14 protein-coding genes are annotated in these 17,250 nt (G+C 74.0%); 12 read left to right on the top strand and 2 right to left on the bottom strand.

Annotated elements, in window-relative coordinates; genetic code table 11:
* The first annotated feature begins 313 nt into the window (after positions 1-313).
* The 7 genes from FHR77_RS09365 to FHR77_RS09335 all read left to right on the top strand — a co-directional run bounded on the left by FHR77_RS09365 (position 314) and on the right by FHR77_RS09335 (position 9,230).
* Positions 314-1,831 carry a glycosyltransferase gene (locus tag FHR77_RS09365; protein ID WP_208380774.1) on the top strand — a complete coding sequence of 506 codons (1,518 nt, stop codon included), beginning with the start codon at positions 314-316 and terminating at the stop codon, positions 1,829-1,831.
* Entirely contained in the window at positions 1,828-3,774 is a 1,947-nt protein-coding gene (locus FHR77_RS09360; protein WP_167259838.1) for a right-handed parallel beta-helix repeat-containing protein, read from the top strand. The genes FHR77_RS09365 and FHR77_RS09360 overlap by 4 nt, the downstream gene beginning before the upstream one ends.
* Positions 3,771-4,880: a right-handed parallel beta-helix repeat-containing protein gene (locus FHR77_RS09355; protein WP_167259836.1), complete on the top strand. Its 1,110-nt coding sequence runs from the start codon at positions 3,771-3,773 to the stop codon at positions 4,878-4,880. The genes FHR77_RS09360 and FHR77_RS09355 overlap by 4 nt, the downstream gene beginning before the upstream one ends.
* A 255-nt stretch (positions 4,881-5,135) precedes the next feature.
* Entirely contained in the window at positions 5,136-6,551 is a 1,416-nt protein-coding gene (locus FHR77_RS09350; protein WP_255354163.1) for a UDP-glucose dehydrogenase family protein, read from the top strand.
* Positions 6,552-6,745: 194 nt separating this feature from the next.
* The gene (locus FHR77_RS09345) at positions 6,746-7,618 is read left to right on the top strand and encodes a patatin-like phospholipase family protein (protein ID WP_167259834.1); all 873 of its coding nucleotides are present in this window, start codon (positions 6,746-6,748) and stop codon (positions 7,616-7,618) included.
* A gap of 81 nt (positions 7,619-7,699) precedes the next feature.
* Complete coding sequence (locus FHR77_RS09340) at positions 7,700-8,998, top strand: hypothetical protein (protein ID WP_167259832.1); 1,299 nt, start codon at positions 7,700-7,702, stop codon at positions 8,996-8,998.
* A gap of 70 nt (positions 8,999-9,068) precedes the next feature.
* On the top strand, positions 9,069-9,230 hold the full coding sequence (locus FHR77_RS09335) for a hypothetical protein (RefSeq protein WP_156370064.1): 162 nt from the start codon (positions 9,069-9,071) through the stop codon (positions 9,228-9,230).
* 133 nt (positions 9,231-9,363) lie between these two features.
* Here FHR77_RS09335 and FHR77_RS09330 read toward each other — a convergent pair whose 3' ends face one another.
* Positions 9,364-10,572 (bottom strand): cysteine desulfurase-like protein, encoded by a 1,209-nt coding sequence (locus FHR77_RS09330; protein ID WP_167259830.1) that lies wholly within the window; start codon positions 10,570-10,572, stop codon positions 9,364-9,366.
* 131 nt (positions 10,573-10,703) lie between these two features.
* On the opposite strand from FHR77_RS09330, the gene FHR77_RS09325 reads away from it, so the two are divergent.
* Positions 10,704-11,906 (top strand): M20 family metallopeptidase, encoded by a 1,203-nt coding sequence (locus tag FHR77_RS09325; RefSeq protein WP_167259828.1) that lies wholly within the window; start codon positions 10,704-10,706, stop codon positions 11,904-11,906.
* 64 nt (positions 11,907-11,970) lie between these two features.
* Here the strand turns inward: FHR77_RS09325 and FHR77_RS09320 are convergent, their stop codons facing one another.
* The gene (locus FHR77_RS09320) at positions 11,971-13,002 is read right to left on the bottom strand and encodes a LacI family DNA-binding transcriptional regulator (protein WP_167259826.1); all 1,032 of its coding nucleotides are present in this window, start codon (positions 13,000-13,002) and stop codon (positions 11,971-11,973) included.
* Positions 13,003-13,273: 271 nt separating this feature from the next.
* On the opposite strand from FHR77_RS09320, the gene FHR77_RS09315 reads away from it, so the two are divergent.
* The 4 genes from FHR77_RS09315 to FHR77_RS09300 are packed head-to-tail and all read left to right on the top strand — an operon-like array spanning position 13,274 to position 17,233.
* Positions 13,274-14,317 (top strand): substrate-binding domain-containing protein, encoded by a 1,044-nt coding sequence (locus FHR77_RS09315; protein WP_167259825.1) that lies wholly within the window; start codon positions 13,274-13,276, stop codon positions 14,315-14,317.
* Entirely contained in the window at positions 14,317-15,117 is an 801-nt protein-coding gene (locus FHR77_RS09310) for an ATP-binding cassette domain-containing protein (RefSeq protein ID WP_167259823.1), read from the top strand. Before FHR77_RS09315 ends, FHR77_RS09310 begins: the two co-directional genes overlap by 1 nt.
* Positions 15,114-16,148 (top strand): ABC transporter permease, encoded by a 1,035-nt coding sequence (locus tag FHR77_RS09305; protein WP_167259821.1) that lies wholly within the window; start codon positions 15,114-15,116, stop codon positions 16,146-16,148. Before FHR77_RS09310 ends, FHR77_RS09305 begins: the two co-directional genes overlap by 4 nt.
* Positions 16,145-17,233, top strand: a complete 1,089-nt coding sequence (locus tag FHR77_RS09300; RefSeq protein WP_208380773.1) for a phosphotriesterase family protein — start codon at positions 16,145-16,147, stop codon at positions 17,231-17,233. The genes FHR77_RS09305 and FHR77_RS09300 overlap by 4 nt, the downstream gene beginning before the upstream one ends.
* Positions 17,234-17,250: the final 17 nt, after the last annotated feature.

Raw genomic sequence — 17,250 nt, 5'->3', positions numbered from 1 at the left:
CACCCGTTCGGGGGTCGCGGGTCATCCGCGGATGGTTCCCGGCCCGGCTCACAGCACAGTCTTGACGTGGTCACAGCGCTGTCCCTACTTTGAGCACCAGACGCCGGTACCCCAGCGTCGAGGCCCGAACCTCGACGCTCCGTGCGGGGGGAGCCCGAACTCCCTCCGATCCCGACACGGTCACCACACGCACCTCGCGAGAGGTCGTTCACCGGTCGGCGGCCCCTGAGGGGGCCGCCGATCGCGGCACGCCTCATCGAGGCTGTCGACCACCGGTGCGCCTACCCGAACCCCGATCGAGGACCCGCCACCCATGCGCCTTGGCACAGCTCTGTCGACCGACTTCCAGATCGCCCTGAACTGGCAGTCCGTCGTCGACGTCTTCACCACCGTCCAGCCCTACTTCCCCATCGCCATCGCCGGCACGATCGTCTGGCTGCTCTGGCTCTACCGGGTCATCCTGTCGGCCCGCGCGAAGCCGATCGAGAGCGACTTCCGCTCGACGACCTCGCTCGTCGTGCCGTCGTACCACGAAGACCCCGACATCCTGATGCGCTGCCTCCAGACGTGGCGCGAGCAGGGGCCGGACGAGATCATCATCGTCCTCGACCTGATCGACACCGAGGCGTACGACCGCATCATCGCCCTCGGCGACCCGCGCGTCACCCCGGTGCTCTTCCACCACGTCGGCAAGCGCTCCGCGCTCGGCGCCGGCATCCGCCGCGCCCAGGGCGAGATCCTCTTCCTCACCGACTCCGACACGTCGTGGACGCCGGGCCTGCTCGAGAACGCGCAGAAGCCGTTCGCCGACCCGCTCGTGGGCGGCGTCAGCACGCAGCAGAACGTGTACCAGCGCCGCACGAGCGTGTGGAGGCGCGTGGCCGACTGGCTGGTCAACCTGCGGTACTACAACTACGTGCCCGCCATGGGCGCCGCCGGCGCCGTCGCGATCATCTCGGGCCGCACCGCCGTCTACCGCCGCTCCGCCGTGATGCCCGTGCTCGAGAACCTCGAGAACGAGTTCTTCCTCGGCCGCCGCTGCATCTCGGGCGACGACGGGCGCCTCACCTGGCTCGTCCTCGCCAGCGGCTACAAGACCGTCCACCAGTCGTCGGCCAAGGCCCTGTCGATGTTCCCCGACACGTTCAGCGCCTTCGTCAAGCAGCGCGTCCGCTGGAGCCGCAACTCCTACCGCACCTACTTCACCGCGATCGCCAAGGGCTGGCTCTGGAAGGTGCCCTTCGTCACCAAGGTGACGGTCATGCAGATCATCCTGACCCCCGTCACCATGGGCCTCACGGTCGGCTACCTCGCCTTCAGCCGCATCGACGGCACGGCGCTCGGCATCGGTGCGACGCTCGCCTGGGTGCTGCTCAGCCGCGGCGTGCGCGGGTTCTCGCACCTCAAGCGCAACCCCGGTGACATCTTCATCCTGCCGGTCGTCGCCTTCGTGGTCATCTTCATCTCGCTGCCCATCAAGGTCTTCGCGCTCATCACGATGAACAAGCAGGGCTGGCTGACCCGCCACGCCGACCGCATCGGCGGCGACGGCCAGACCGCGTCGTCGCTCGTCAGCGAGGCGGCCTACGCCGCCGGCCCGGCCGACGAGGGAGTCCCCTCCGACGAGGCCGTCACCCCGGCCGGCCGCCACGGCGCCCTGCCGCCCGCCCCGGTCTCGCCGCCGGTCGGCGTGCCCGTCGCCGCGTCGACCGCGGACGTCCAGCCCGCCACGGCTCAGCACGTCCCCGCCCAGCCCGTCGCCGCGCAGCCCGTCCCCGCCCAGCCCGTCGCCGCCCAGACCGCTCCCGTCGCCCAGGAGGTGACCGCATGACCGCCCTCCGCCGCCGCACCGTGCTGAGCTGCGCCTCCGCCGTCCTCGTCACCGCCGTCGTGGCGGGCGGCATCGCCCTCACCGGCGCGGGCACCGCCTCCGCCGCGTCGCCCGAGCCGAGCTCGTCGAGCTCGTCCGAGCCGACCTCCGAGCGCCTGGACGCCAGCGGCGTCGAGTCGTACGAGGGCGACCCGGAGGCGGAGGCGCAGGTCTCCGCCACCGAGGACCGCCGCCTCATCGAGGTGCGGGCCATCGCGAACGCCGCCGACTGGAGCGGCGTCGCGCACTACAAGCCGTACCGCCTCGCCACCGGCAACCTCTACACGCTGGTGCTCGTCGCCCGTGACGCTCCCTACACGCTCAGCGACCTGGAGGAGCTGGCGCCCCGCACGTTCCGCCGCGAGCCCGACGGCAGCTGGCTGCTCAGCGAGAACATCGTCGTCGAGGACGGCGCCACGCTCGACCTCAGCGACAAGGACGGCCTGACGCTGCACCTGCAGTCGAACTCGGAGGCGTTCACGTCGATCGTGACCCTCGGCGGCTCCCTCGTCGTGGCCGGCACCTACGACGAGCCCACGCGCATCAGCAGCTGGGACCCGGACGCCGGGGCGGTCGACACCGACACCTCCGACGGCCGCGCCTACATCCGCGTCGTCGGCGGGCGCGCCGAGCTGAGCAAGGCGTTCTTCACCGACCTCGGCTTCTGGAGCGGCATGACGGGCGGCGTCTCGATGACGGGCACCGACATCCCCGACAAGGGCACCGACACCCTGGCCCGCAAGGGCACCAACGCCAGCGCGAGCGACGAGGCGGCCGCCGCGGCCGCCGCGGAGGAGGACGCCAGCACGGAGGTCTTCGGCACCGAGCTGCTGCCGACCGACGAGGCCAGCGTGCTCGACATGGACCCCGACCTCAGCGGCTACAGCTACGTCTCGGCCATGGTCCGCGACGTCACCTTCGACGGCAACGCCTTCGGGCTGTTCGTCACCAGCGCCGACGGCGTCGTGGTCCGCGACAGCGCCATCAAGGACAGCCTCGTCGACGGCATGGTCTTCCACCGCAACGTGTCGAACAGCGAGGTCGAGAACACGACCTCGACCGGGAACGCGCTCGACGGGTTCGACGTGAACCGCGCCTCCTCGGGCATCGTGCTCGAACGCCTCACGGCGACCGGCAACGGCCACAACGGCATCACGATGAACGGCCGCGCCCTCGCCGAGGGCCCGAGCGCGACGGGCATGCCCACCGGCGTCTACGGCAACAACTCGCTGTCGAACAGCAAGTCGAGCGACAACGCCCGCTACGGCGTCGAGGTCATCGGCGGCACCGACATCGAGGTCGACGGCAACACGCTGACGGGCAACGAGGTCGGCATCGTCGTGGGCCAGGGCGCCGAGAAGGTCGCCCTGACCGACAACACCATCGAGGAGTCGGCGCTGCAGGGCATCGCGCTCCGCGACGCGGGCACCGGCGGCACGATCAAGGGCAACACGATCTCCGGCGGCGACATCGGCATCTACCTCCGCGACGCCGGCGCGACGATCTCGCGCAACACCGTCGAGGACGTCGGCAACCACGCCATCACCCTCATCGGCGACACCGGCCGGTCGAGCATCAGCGACAACGTCGTGTCGGGCCGCGGCCCGAGCGCCATCGACACCGCCCGAACCGAGGGCGCCGTCCGTGCCGACAACGACGACAGCGACTGGCGGAGCACCAAGCCGCTCAGCGTGATCCTGCGGTCGATCTTCCAGCCGCTGACCATCATGTGGCTGAGCCTCGGCCTCATCCTGCTCGTCACGGCCATCACCAGCGTCGGCCGCAACCGCCGCGGGTTCGTCCACCCCTACGCGAACCTCGCGCCGCTGTCGACCTTCACCCGCGGGGAGGCCTCGCGCGACGAGGTCGGCCCGCCCTCCACCCCTCGAGGAAGCACCGCATGATCGACCTGTTCCGCAAGCACCCCGCCCTGACCGCGACCGGCCTCGTGCTGGCCGGCGTGATCGTGGGAGGAGTCGCGGTGACGGCGATCGGCGTCGGTCGTGACGACGAGGGAGGCGCGTCACGGGCTCCGTCCGCCGGCGCCACCTCGGCGCCCCTCGAGGAGGCGACGCCCACCCCGAGCGCCACCCGCGCCCCGGCCGCTCCGGCCACGGCGAGCGACGTCTGCCAGGACGCGACCGTCTCGGTCGCCTCGGCGGACGAGCTCACCTCGGCGCTGACCGACGCCGCCCCCGGCGACGTGATCCAGCTGGAGCCGGGCACCTACGTCGGCAACTTCGTCGCGTCGGAGTCGGGCACGGCCGACCAGCCGATCGCGCTCTGCGGCTCGGCCGACGCCGTGCTCGACGGCGACGACGTCGAGAAGGGCTACGTGATGCACCTCGACGGCGCCGAGTACTGGCACCTCGAGGGGTTCACGATCACGAACGGCCAGAAGGGCCTGATGGCCGACGGCACCGTGGGCAGCACGATCACCGGCCTCACCGTGAACCACATCGGCGACGAGGCCGTCCACCTCCGCGACGGCAGCACCGACAACGTCGTGTCGTCGAACACCATCAGCGACACCGGCAACCGCAAGGAGAAGTTCGGCGAGGGCATCTACATCGGCTCCTCGAAGAACAACTGGGGCGAGATCACCGGCGGCGACCCCGACACCTCCGACCGCAACGTCATCGAGGGCAACACCATCTCCGACACGACGGCCGAGAACATCGACATCAAGGAGGGGACCACGGGCGGCGTCGTCCGCGGCAACAGCTTCGACGGCGCCTCGCTGACCGAGGGCGACTCCTGGGTCGACGTCAAGGGCAACGGCTGGACCATCGAGGGCAACACCGGCACCGCGTCGTCGATGGACGGCTTCCAGACCCACGAGCTCCTCGAGGGCTGGGGCACCGACAACGTCTTCAGCGGCAACACGGCCGCGGTCGACGGGCCCGGCTTCGGCTTCTCGCTCACCCCCGAGCTCGGCAACCGCGTGATGTGCGACAACACCGTCTCCGGCGCCGGCGAGGGCGACTGGAACGTGGAGTGCGCGCGCTGACCCTGCCCGCGCCTCCGGGGCCCCGGCCCCTCCCCGCCCCCACGGGCCACCGACCGCACCACCCGATCACCCGCACCACGGATCACCGTGCTCCACCCGCACCGCACCTGCGATGCACCCCCGCTGCGCCCGAAACGCAGCACCGCGCCCCGCCGGGCGCCCTGAACGCCCGGCGACGGCGTCCTCCTGTGACCCTGCCGGGCACCTGAACCGCCCGGCACGGTCCGCTCACCCACACCCGCCTGGAGGCACCCCTTGTCCGACCCGATCACCCGCTCCGCCCCGCTGCCCATCGTCGAGAAGCCCCGCCTGACCGTCGTCGGCACCGGCTACCTCGGCGCCACCCACGCCATCTGCATGGCCGTCCTCGGCTACGAGGTCATGGGCGTCGACGTCGACGTCGCCAAGGTCGAGGCCCTCGCCGCCGGCACCGTGCCGTTCTACGAGCCCGGCCTGCCCGAGAAGCTCCGCGAGGCGCTCGACAGCGGCCGCCTCACCTTCACGACCGACTTCGACGCCGCCGCCGAGTTCGGCGACGTGCACTTCATCTGCGTCGGCACCCCGCAGACGCCCGGCTCGATGGCCGCGGACATGCGCTACGTCGACTCGGCCTTCGGCGAGCTCGCCAAGCGCATCACCCGCAAGGCGCTCCTCGTCGGCAAGTCGACGGTGCCGATCGGCACCGCGAGCCGCCTCACCGAGCTCGTGCAGTCGCTCTCGCCGCTCGGCGCCGAGCTCGAGCTCGCCTGGAACCCCGAGTTCCTCCGCGAGGGCTTCGCCGTGCAGGACACCATGCACCCCGACCGCCTCGTCTTCGGCGTGCAGTCGGAGTGGGCCGAGCGCCAGCTCTCCGCGGCCTTCGCGCCCGTGCTCGAGGAGGGCACGCCCCTGGTCGTCGCCGACCTCGCGACCTCCGAGCTCGTCAAGGTCGCCGCGAACTCGTTCCTCGCCACGAAGATCTCGTTCATCAACGCGATGGCCGAGGTCTGCGAGACCACGGGCGCCGACGTCAACCTGCTCGCGCAGTCGCTCTCGTACGACTCCCGCATCGGCGGCCGCTTCCTCAAGCCGGGCCTCGGCTTCGGCGGCGGCTGCCTGCCGAAGGACATCCGCGCCTTCGCGCACCGCGCCGACGAGCTCGGAGTGGGCCAGGCGGTCTCCTTCCTCAAGGAGGTCGACAGCATCAACAACCGTCGCCGCGTGCGCACGGTCGACCTCATCCGCGAGATGGTCGGTGGCGACCTCGCCGGCAAGCGCATCGCCTGCCTCGGCGCCGCGTTCAAGCCCAACTCGGACGACGTCCGCGACGCCCCGGCGCTCGACGTGGCGCGCATGCTCTACCTCGAGGGGGCGACCGTCACGGTCTACGACCCCGAGGCGAACGAGAACGCGCACCGCCTCTACCCGGACCTCACCTACGCGTCGAGCATGATGGCCTGCGTCGTCGACGCCGACGCCGTCGCCCTGCTCACCGAGTGGCAGGTCTTCCGCGACGCCGACCCCGACGACCTGGCGCAGCTCGTGCGCCACCGACGCGTCGTCGACGGGCGCCACGCCCTCGACGCCGACGACTACCGTGCGAAGGGCTGGGAGTTCCGGGCGCTGGGTCGCCCGGCGCAGTCCCGCACGGTCGCCCTCGCCTCCGACCTGCGGGACGAGGTGACGGTCTGACGGCCCTTCGGGGGGTTCGTCAGCAGCGCCCCGCAGGGCGCTGACAGGCCCGGAGGGGGTCGGGCCTCGGGTGGCCCGGCCCCCTCCGGTGCACCCGGGGCCGTCTCGGGGTCGCCCGGTCGCGTTCGCTGGGAGCGCTCCTCGGCCGGGGGTCGTAACGTGACGGCGACCCCGTCATCGTCTGGAGGAGCCCCGTGACCGACACCGCACCCTCGACCCCCCGCACCGCCCTCGTCCTCGGCGGCGGCGGCATCACCGGCATCGCGTGGGAGGTCGGCGTGCTCGCCCGCCTGCTCGAGGCCGGCGTGCCCCTCGCCGACGCCGACCTCGTCGTCGGCACCTCCGCCGGCTCGGTCGTCGGCACGACGCTCCGCCTGGGCGGCGTCGCCGACGCCTACCGCGAGCAGCTGCTGCCGGCCGGCGCGACCCCCGAGGCCGCCCTCGACGGCGGCGACTTCCTGGACCGCGTCGGCCAGGCCGTCGCCGGCGCCACCAGCCCCGAGGAGGCGCGGGCCCGCCTGGGCGCGCTCGCCCGGCAGGTGCCCGTCACCGGCGACGAGCCCGAGCTGGTGACGACCATGCGCGAGCGGCTCGGTGCTGACACCCCGTGGCCCGCGGGCGACCTGGCGGTCTGCACCGTCGACGCGACCGACGGCGAGTTCCGGGTGCTGACCCGCGACTCCGGCGTCGCCCTGCACGTGGCCGTCGCGGCCAGCTGCTCGGTGCCGCTGGTCTGGCCGACCGTCGAGGTCGACGGCCGCCCGACGATGGACGGCGGCGTGCGTTCCGGCACCAACGCCGACGTCGCGGACGCCGCCGAGCGCGTGCTCGTGCTGTCGTGCGGCCCCGAGCTGGCGCAGTCGCCGCTCGGGCCGACCCTGCCGGGCGTCGTCGCGGCGCGGCAGGCGGCCGGTCGCGAGGTCATGGTGATCCAGGCCGACGACGCGGCGCTCGCGGCGTTCGGCGCGAACTCCCTCTCCGGCGCGACCCGCGGCCCCGCGGCCGAGGCGGGGCGGCGCCAGGCCGAGGCCGTGCTCGACGCCGTGCGGGAGTTCTGGCGGGGCTGAGCCCGACGCTCCACCGGGAGGGGGACGCCCGTCCTCCTCCCGGGCGACGAGGGGCGGCCCGCGTCTTCCTAGGCTGAGGCGATGCCGCTGCCCCGCCTCCGTCGTGCTCGCCGCGCCCTCGCCGGGGCCGTCGGCGTGGCCCTCGTCGCAGCCTCGCTGAGCGCCTGCTCGCTGCTGCTCGTGCCGCCGCCGGAGGGCTCGGAGGAGTCGCTCGCCGCCCTCGCCGACCGTCTCCGCGCGGTGGACGGCGTCGCCGGCGTCGAGACCGACCTCTCGCAGGTCGACGCCAAGGACGACCCCCACCACTGGATCGCCAGGGTCGCCGTGACGGCCGACGGGCCGGACATCGACCTCGCCGACGACCTCGACGGCGCCGCGTTCGGGGGCGTGACGCGGGCGGCGCTCGTGCTCGACCTGCACCTGCCCGCGGGCGAGGGCACCTCGGCCGCCACCCTCGACGTCCTGGACGCCGCCTCCGTCACCCTCGCCGACGAGCTCCGACGCGTGCCGGAGGTCGAGTCGGTCGTCGTCGACCGGTCCTCCGCCCAGGTCACGGTCGCCGCCTCCGCGAGCCTCCGCGCCTCGGTCGACGCGGTACGGCCGCTGGTGGACGGGCTGCGCACCAGCCTGACCCGCGGTTCCGCGTACCTGGGGGTGGGGCGGACGAGCCCCGGGCCGGCTCTGCTCGACCGTCTCGACGCCCAGCTGGCGGCGGGTCGTCTCACGTCGCTGAGCCTCTCCGTCGCCGACCCCGTGGCCGGGCCCGTCGGCCCGACGCTCTGGGTCGAGACCCGTGAGGTCGTGTCGGTCGCCGACGAGCTCGCCGCGACCACCGACGAGGAGGCCGACGCCGGCACCCGCGACCGCACCGGCTTCACCGTCTCCCCGCCGGGCGTGGCCGGCGTCGACCGCGACGTGGACGGCTGGCTGGGCCTCCCGCTCGGGTCGCCTCCGCCGCCCACCGTCCCGCGGATCACGCCCGACGCCCCTCCCGCGCCGCTGACCGAGGCCGAGCTGCAGGCCGTCGACCTGACGGAGGAGGAGGCGGCGGTGCGGGCGTTCCTGGACGCCTCGGTCGCGCTCACCGGCGTCGAGGCGGTCGTCGCCGTCGACGGCCGCGAGCAGTGCGAGGGCTCGCTGCGGGTCCGCGTGCGGGGCTGGGTCGTCGCGCCGGTGTTCCTCCACGTCGACGACGCCCAGGTTCCCTTCGACGCCGTCACGGCGAGCTGGACCGACCAGGGCCTGCGCCCGGTCGACCGGGCGCTCGGCCTCGACATCTGGGCGACGCAGGGGAGCGGGGCGTCGGGCGTCGCCGGCGCGACCATCCGCGGGACGGCGGAGGGGCTCAGCCTGTCGGCCACCTCGGCCTGCGGGCCCTGAGGGGCCGGTCGGCCTGGGCATCCGCCGCGGGTCCTTGCCGCGGCGCCCGCGACTCCGTCAGGATCGGGGGGTGGAAACGTTCATCATCGCGCTCATCGTCCTGGGGGCCGCCGTCGTCACCCTGGGCATCCTCGTCCTGCTGCTCGGCTCGGCCGTGACCGCCGTCGTCGACAAGCGCCGCGCCGCCGCGGCCCCGACCCGTCGCCCGCCCGGGGGAGTCGCCTCGCGCTGACGGCCGTCGCGCTACTCGCCTCCCGCTCTTCGTCGGGCGGGCGAGTCCGACACGGCCGGGCGTGCACGACGGCCCGTCGGTGTCGAACACGCCCGCCCACCGGCCTGGACAGGCGCGGCGGGCGTGAGTAGCGTCAGGCCGCGACGAACTCCTCGATGCCGGCGAGCAGCCGGTCGACGTCGGTGTCGTCCGTGTAGGCCGCGAGCCCGATCCGCAGCCCGGTGGTCTCGTCGTCGAGGCCCATCGCGCGCCAGGCCTCGATCGCGTAGAAGTGCCCCGACGGCGCCAGCACGTCGCGCGTCGCGAGGTGCGCCGACAGCTCGCGCATGCGGCGCCCGGCGATCGTGACGTAGAGGGTCGGCGTGCGCCGCGCCGCCCGCGAGTGCAGCGTCAGGCCGGGGACGGCGAGGAGGCGCGCCTCCAGCCGGGCGCGCAGCTCGCCCTCGTGCTCGTGGCAGGCCCGCATCGACGCCACGATCGCCTCGCGGCGGGTCGTGGCGTCGCCCGGGGCGATCGCGGCGAGGAAGTCGACGGCGGCCGTGGCCCCGGCGAGCTGCTCGTAGGGCAGGGTGCCGAACTCGTACCGCTCGGGCACCACGTCGGTCGACGCCAGGAGCTTCGCGGGCCTGAGGCCCTCCAGCAGCTCGGGGTCGGCACCGAGCACGCCGCAGTGCGGCCCGTAGAACTTGTAGGGCGAGCAGACGACGAAGTCCGCGCCGAGGGCCTCGCGGTCGACGACCTCGTGCGCCGCGAAGTGCACGGCGTCGACCCAGACGAGCGCGCCCGCGGCGTGCGCGCGGTCGGCGATCGCCCGGACGGCGGGCTGCGTGCCGAGCAGGTTGGAGGCGGCGGTCAGGGCCACGACGCGGGTGCGGTCGGTGATCGCGACGGCGGCCGAGGCGTGGTCGAGCTCGCCGGTGGCGGGGTCGAACTCGATCCAGCGGACCGTCGCGCCGACGGCCTCGGCGGCCTGCACCCAGGGCCGGACGTTCGAGTCGTGGTCGAGCCGGCAGACGACGACCTCGTCGCCCGGGCCCCAGCCGGCCGACAGGTGGCGCGAGAAGTCGTAGGTGAGCTGCGTCGCGCTCCGGCCGTGGACGACGCCGCGGGCCGGCACGCCGAGCAGGTCGCCGTAGGCGGCACGGAACGCCTGGACCGTGGCCTCGCTGTTGCGCTCGCCGAGGGTGCTCGTGCCGCGGATCGACGTGGGACCGGTCATGGCGCGGGCGATGGCCTCGCCGACGACGAGCGGGGTCTGGGTGCCCCCCGGGCCGTCGAAGTGGGCGATGCCCGAGCGGAGCGAGGGGAAGGCGGAGCGGAGGGCGGCGACGTCGAGGGGCATGCCCCCCTGCTTACCAGGTGCGGCGGCGGTCGCTGCGCGGCCGCGCTCGACGAGGTGCCCCGTCCTGGGCTCCCGGCCGCCGGCGGGGGCCCGGGACGGGTCGCCTCGACGGTGCTCGCTACGCTGACCCGATGACGCAGCCCGCCCCCGACGTCCTGGCCCTGCTCCGTGACCTCGTCGCGATCGACTCGACCACCGGTTCGCCGGGCGAGGCCGAGGTGCTCCGGCGCGTGGCCGCCGAGTTCGACGGCACGCGGGCCCACGCGGCAGGCCCCGGCGGGGCGGGGCCCGAGGTCGTGCCGGAGGCGCGGGTCGAGTGGGCCCACGACCCCGACGGTCGCGCGACGGCGCTCCTCGTCGCCCCCGCCGCGCTCCCGCCCGGGGCCCCGCTGCTCGTCTTCGCGGCGCACGCCGACGTCGTGCCGGCGACCCGCGCCTCCGCGTGGTCCTCGCCGCCCTTCACGCTGACCGAGGTCGGCGATCGGCTCGTGGGCCGCGGCAGCTCCGACATGAAGTCGGGGCTCGCGGCGGCCGTCGTCGCCGTGCGGCGGCTGCTCCGTGACGGGGCCGCCGTGGCGCTGGCCGTGACCACCGGCGAGGAGGTCGGCTGCCTCGGGGCGCCCGCCCTCGTGGCCCTGCTCGAGGGGCGGGCCGTCGGGGCCGTCGTCGTGCCGGAGTCGACCGCCGGCGAGGTCGTGCTCGGCCACCGCGGCGCGCTCTGGCTGACCGTGTCGACGGCGGGCGTCGCGGCGCACGGCAGCACCCCCGAGCGCGGCCACAACGCCGTCCTCGACATGGTCGCCGTGCTCGGCCGGCTCGACGGGCTGCCGCTCCGCGACCACGCCGAGCTCGGCCGCGAGAGCGTCAACGTCGGCGTCGTCTCGGGCGGCTCGGTGCCGAACATCGTGCCCGACCAGTGCTCCGTCCGCGTCGACCACCGCGTCGTATCGACCGACGTCTCCGCGATCGTCGCGTGGTGGCGGTCGCAGCCCGAGGTGACCGACGTCACGGTCGACCTCGACCTCGGCGCGGTCTGGACGCGTCGCGACCACCCCTGGCTCGCCGGCCTCGGGGCCCCCGTCGCCGAGCGGCCGGCCGCGTACTTCACTGACGCCAGCGTGCTCGTGCGCGCCCTGCCGAGCGACGTGCCCGTGGTGGTCTGGGGCCCGGGCGACCCGACGGCCGTGCACTCCGTCGACGAGTCGGTGCCGACGGCGGCCGTGCACGAGAGCGTGGCGAGCTTCGTCGCGGCGGGCACGGCCTGGGCCCGCGGCGACGCGGCGCCCGGGGAGCCGAGCCACCAGGCCGACCTCGACCCGACCCCGACCCGCTAGGCCGGCCCCGGCCCCGACCCCGACCCGCTAGGCCGGCCCCGGCCCCGGCCCCGGCCCCGACCCCCTAGGCCGGCCCCGCCCCCGGCACCTCGGCGGTGCTCTGCCGCACCACGAGCCGCGGCGCGAACGACACGCGCGCGCCGCCGCCCTCGCCGCGGGGCGCGTCGGCGCGCCGCGAGAGGAGGCGGAGGGCCTCCGCCGCCATCCGGTCGGTGGGCTGGGCCAGGGTGGTGAGGGCCGGCGTGACGTACGACGCGAAGACGATGTCGTCGATGCCCGTCACCTGCAGTTCGCCCGGCACCGCCACGCCGCGGTCCCTCGCGGCCCGCAGCACGCCGATCGCGATGAGGTCGTCGGCGCAGACGACCGCGTCGGGCCGGTCGTCGGAGTCGAGCAGCCGACGGCCGGCCGCGTCTCCGCTGTCGACGGCGAAGTCGCCGAGCACGACGCCGTCGGCGACGACGCGGATGCCGAGGGCCGCCGTCCAGCGACGGAACCCCTCGAGGCGCAGCGAGGTCGACGAGTTGGTCAGCTCGGACGTCACGAACGCGGCGCTCCGCACGCCGGTGGCCGCCAGGTGGGTCAGCACGAGCTTCATGGCCTCGATGTCGTCGAGGCCGATCCAGTCGGTGCCCGGCACGTCGACCCGGCGGTCGAGCTGGACGAGCGGCACCGAGCGGGCCGACCGCTCGACCGCCGGGGCGCTGTCGGCGTCGTGCACGGGGCTGACCACGATGCCGTCGACGTGGCGCTCGATGAGCGACCGCAGGTGCTCGGCCTCGACGGCGGCGCTGTGCCGGGAGTCGCAGAGGAAGAGGTGCTTGCCCTCGGCGTGCAGCGCGTTCTCCATGCTGTCGACGAGCGCCGTGAAGAACGGGTTGAGGATGCTCGGCACGACCATGCCGACGGTGTCGGTGCGCCGGGTGCGGAGCGCGCGGGCGATGCCGTTGCCGGCGTAGCCGAGCTCCTCCGCGGCCCGCCGCACCCGGGCCTCGACCTCGCGGCCGACGGGCCGGGACGCCGAGAGCACCCGCGAGACGGTCGCGGGCGAGACGCCGGCGTGCGCGGCGACGTCGGAGAGGGTGACGGCGTTCATGGACTCCTCTGACCGGGCCCGGCGCGGTGCGCCGTGGGCGGTCCGATCATCGTAGCCCGGCCACGGTCGGCAACCGTTTGCCCCCCGGTGTGGGGATTTACACATCGGAAACACGGGGGCGTTGACAGCCGTAACACGAGAGCGGCACTCTAGGTGCACCCCACCAGGGAAATCGATTGCCGACACGACCGGCCCGCCGGACCCGCCCCTCGGGCACCCCGCCCGCACCGCTCCCGCACGTCACCTGCATCCACCCCAGGAAGGCTCTCCCATGGTCTCGACCCGCTCCTCCGTCGCCGCCCTCGCGCTCGGCGTCCTCGTCGTCGGCGCCCTCGCCGGCTGCGACTCCGCCGCCTCCACCGGCTCCGCGTCCGGCGGCTCCAGCTCCGGCTCCGGCGCCTCGGCCGCGCGCCCCACGCCCACCGACGTGCCGACGGCGTGCACGCCCGACGACGGCGGCGCCTTCCAGCTCGGCATGGTCGACATCAACGAGCAGACCGCCTTCTTCACGCAGATGAACCAGGGCGTGCAGGACGTCGCCGACGCCGCGGGCGCCGACCTGCAGATCGTCAGCGGCGACAACGACAGCGCCACGCAGGTCACCGCGGTCGAGAACCTCGTCGCCTCGGGCGTCGACGCGATCATCGTCGACCCGGTCGACGCCACGGCCCTCGTGCCGGCGCTCAAGGCCGCGAAGGCCGCGGGCATCCCGGTCGTCGCGGCCGACGGCTCGGTCGACGACACGACCGCGATCGACGCCTACGTCGGCACCGCCAACGTCGAGGGCGGCGCCCAGCTCGGCGAGGCCTTCCTCGAGCGCACCGGCGGCGAGGGCGAGATCGGGGTTGTCGGGGCGCTGAACAGCGCCATCCAGATCCAGCGCCAGGACGGCTTCACCGACGCGGTCGAGGCCGGCGGCATGACGATCGGCACCGTCGTCGACGGCCACAACGTCAACGAGGACGCCCAGACCGCGGCCGAGAACCTGCTCACCGGCAGCCCCGACCTGGAGTACATCTACGCGACCGGGGAGCCCGCGCTGAACGGCGCCGTCGCGGCCGTCAAGAGCCAGGGCGCGCAGGACCGCGTGACCATCGTCGGCTGGGACCTCTCGGCCAGCGCCGTCGAGGGCCTCAACGCCGGCTACGTGACCGACGTCATCCAGCAGGACACCTTCGGCTTCGGCCAGGAGGCGGCGAAGGCGGCCCTGAACCTCGCCTGCGGCACCGCCGACGTGCCGAGCACGATCGACGTGCCGATCACGATCGTCACGCCCGACAACCTGGCCGACTTCTCGTACTACCTGGAGGGCTGATGAGCGACACCACCCGACCCGGCGCGACCCGTGAGGCGTCGGCGCACCCGGCCCCCGACTCCTCGGCTCCGCTCGTCGAGCTGAGCGGCATCCGCAAGTCGTACGGCGCCGTCGACGTGCTGCGCGGCGTCGACCTGACGCTCGCGCGCGGCGAGGTGCTCGGCCTCGTCGGCGACAACGGCGCGGGCAAGTCGACCCTGATGAAGGTGCTGGCCGGCTCGGTGCAGCACGACGGCGGCACGATCCGCATCAAGGGCGAGGAGGCGCGGTTCCAGTCGCCCTCGGACGCCCAGGCCCGCGACATCGGCATCGTCTACCAGGACCTCGCGCTCTGCGACAGCCTCAACGTGGCCGCCAACCTCTTCCTCGGCCGCGAGCCGCGGGTCGGGCCCTTCCTCCGCACGGGGCGCATGCACGACGAGGCAGCCGGCGTGCTGAAGGAGTTCGGCGTGCGGGTCACCTCGACCCACCAGCTGATCTCGCAGCTCTCCGGCGGCCAGCGCCAGTCGGTCGCCATCGCGCGGGCGGCCTCGGTCGACCCCGACATCCTCATCCTCGACGAGCCCACCGCCGCCCTCGCGGTGACCGAGGTGGAGTCGGTGCTCCGGCTCGTGAAGGAGGTCGCCGCCCGCGGCGTCGGCGTGATCCTCATCACCCACCGCCTGCAGGACCTCTTCCGCGTCTGCGACCGCATCACCGTCATGTACGAGGGCCGCAGCGTCGACGACGCCCGCATCGACGACCTCACCATCGAGTCGCTGGTCGGCATGATCACGCGAGAAGGGAGCGCCGCCGCATGACCGCCGCGACCTCGAAGACCGCCCCGCCCGCCCCGCCCGCCGCCGCCGAGCGCCAGCGCCGCTGGGAGGCGCTGCAGCGCGTCAACAAGTCGACGCTGCTGATGCTCGTCGTGACCCTCGTCGTCATCATCGGGTTCTCGATCGGCACGCCGACCTTCCTCACCGGCACCAACCTCCGGAACGTCGCCGTGCAGGTCGCCCCGGCCGCGATCGTGGCCGTCGCGATGACCTTCGTCATCACCGCGGGCATGATCGACCTCTCCGTCGGCTCGACGCTCGCGCTCGTCTCGGTCGTCGGGGCGACGCTGCTGCGCACCGGCATGCAGTCGATGCTCGTCGTCGTCATCTGCCTCGCCGTCGGCGCGGCCTGCGGCGCGGTGAACGGGTGGTTCTCGAGCTACCAGGGCATCCCGTCGTTCATCGTGACGCTCGCGACGATGTCGATCGTGCGCGGCATCGCGCTGCTGATGACGAAGGGCTACTCGATCGCCATCGGGTCGGGCCTCGTCTTCGCGCAGATCGGGCAGGGCCGCCTGCTCGGCATCGGCTACCCGGCGTGGCTCGCGCTCGTCGCGGTCGTCGTCGGCATCGTCGCCCTGCAGCGGATGCGCTTCGGCCAGTACGTCACCGGCATCGGCTCGAACGAGGAGTCGGTGCGCCGGGCCGGCGTCGACACGCGCTTCGTCAAGATGATGGCCCTCGTGCTCACCGGCACCGCCGCGGGCGCGGCCGGCGTCATCACCGCCGCCCGCCTCGGCTCGGGCGACGCCAACTCCGGCGTCGACTTCGCCATGACGGTCATCACCGCCGTCGTGATCGGCGGCACGAACCTGCTCGGCGGCAAGGGCAGCGTGATCGGCACCGCCATCGGCGCCGTGCTGACCGGCGTCATCACCAACGGCCTGACCCTGCTCGGCCTGAGCCCCTACCTCGTGCCGATCGTCACGGGCAGCCTCCTGATCATCGTGATCTGGATCAACCTCCGGGGCGGCTCGATGACCGAGCTGCTGCGCCGCCGGGTGACCCAGTGAGCCGCGTCGGCGGGTTCGGCACCGAGCCGACGGCGGTGGTCGACGTGCAGACCGTCCTCGGCCCGGTGGCGAGCGACTCCCTCGGATACGTGCTGCCGCACGAGCACCTGATCAACAGCATCGAGGAGGGCGGGCTCGAGCCCGACCCGCAGTTCCCCGAGCTGTTCGACGTGCCCGTGACGCCCGACATCGCCTGGCTGCTGCGCGACCGCCCGCTCGCCTGCCGCGACAACTGCGTGCTCGACAGCGACGACGACGCGGTCGACGAGCTGGTCGCCTTCCGCGGGCTCGGCGGCGGCACCGTCATCGAGCTCACGAGCGACGGCCAGGGGCGCGACCCGCGCCGCCTCGCCGAGATCTCGAGGAGGAGCGGCGTCGGCGTCGTCACCGGCGGCGGCTGGTACCTGGAGCGCTTCCACCCCGGGGCCACCGCCTCCGACCCGGTCGACGCCCTCGCGGCTCGCCTCGTCGAGCAGTACCGCGCCGACCCCGCCGAGACGGGCACGCCCCGCTCGGGCGTGATCGGCGAGATCGGCGTCTCGCCCGGCTTCACCGCCCGCGAGGAGCGCTCGCTGCGCGCCGCGTGCCGGCTGCAGCGCGAGACCGGCCTGCCGATGTTCGTGCACCTGCCCGGCTTCGTCCGCCACGGCGGGCGCGTGCTCGACGTCGTCCTCCGCGACGAGGGCGTCGACCCCACGGCCGTCGTGCTCTGCCACATGGACCCGTCGGGCGGCGACCCCGACTACCAGCGCAGCCTCGCCGAGCGCGGCGTCTGGCTCGAGTTCGACATGGTCGGCATGCCCTACCGCTTCTCGCTGCCGGGGGAGGGCCAGTCGCCCTCGCCGACCGAGACGGTCGCGGCCGTCGGCCGGCTCGTCGACGCCGGGTTCGGCCGCCGGCTGCTGGTCAGCCACGACCTCTTCCTCAAGAGCATGCTCCGCCGCCACGGCGGCAACGGCCTGTCGTACGTGCCCGCGGTCTTCCTCGACCGGCTGCGCGACGCGGGCGTCGACCCCGACGTCGTCGCGGGCCTCGGCACGCGCAACGTGCGCGACCTCTTCGAGAGCGCGGCCGCGGCCGGCTGACCGGCACCGCGCCTCCT

The organism is Frigoribacterium endophyticum, assembly GCF_011759585.1.
Lineage (GTDB): Bacteria > Actinomycetota > Actinomycetes > Actinomycetales > Microbacteriaceae > Frigoribacterium > Frigoribacterium endophyticum.
Note: the sequence above shows the minus strand (reverse complement) of the source record. Positions and strands in the feature narration are given on the sequence as shown.

What these genes read in the sequence shown, in the direction of transcription:
- FHR77_RS09320 (WP_167259826.1), bottom strand. Translation starts at nt 13,002, where the DNA reads ATGAACGCCGTCACCCTCTCCGACGTCGCCGCGCACGCCGGCGTCTCG.
- FHR77_RS09365 (WP_208380774.1), top strand. Translation starts at nt 314, where the DNA reads ATGCGCCTTGGCACAGCTCTGTCGACCGACTTCCAGATCGCCCTGAAC.
- FHR77_RS09355 (WP_167259836.1), top strand. Translation starts at nt 3,771, where the DNA reads ATGATCGACCTGTTCCGCAAGCACCCCGCCCTGACCGCGACCGGCCTC.
- FHR77_RS09330 (WP_167259830.1), bottom strand. Translation starts at nt 10,572, where the DNA reads ATGCCCCTCGACGTCGCCGCCCTCCGCTCCGCCTTCCCCTCGCTCCGC.
- FHR77_RS09305 (WP_167259821.1), top strand. Translation starts at nt 15,114, where the DNA reads ATGACCGCCGCGACCTCGAAGACCGCCCCGCCCGCCCCGCCCGCCGCC.
- FHR77_RS09315 (WP_167259825.1), top strand. Translation starts at nt 13,274, where the DNA reads ATGGTCTCGACCCGCTCCTCCGTCGCCGCCCTCGCGCTCGGCGTCCTC.
- FHR77_RS09340 (WP_167259832.1), top strand. Translation starts at nt 7,700, where the DNA reads ATGCCGCTGCCCCGCCTCCGTCGTGCTCGCCGCGCCCTCGCCGGGGCC.
- FHR77_RS09310 (WP_167259823.1), top strand. Translation starts at nt 14,317, where the DNA reads ATGAGCGACACCACCCGACCCGGCGCGACCCGTGAGGCGTCGGCGCAC.
- FHR77_RS09360 (WP_167259838.1), top strand. Translation starts at nt 1,828, where the DNA reads ATGACCGCCCTCCGCCGCCGCACCGTGCTGAGCTGCGCCTCCGCCGTC.
- FHR77_RS09325 (WP_167259828.1), top strand. Translation starts at nt 10,704, where the DNA reads ATGACGCAGCCCGCCCCCGACGTCCTGGCCCTGCTCCGTGACCTCGTC.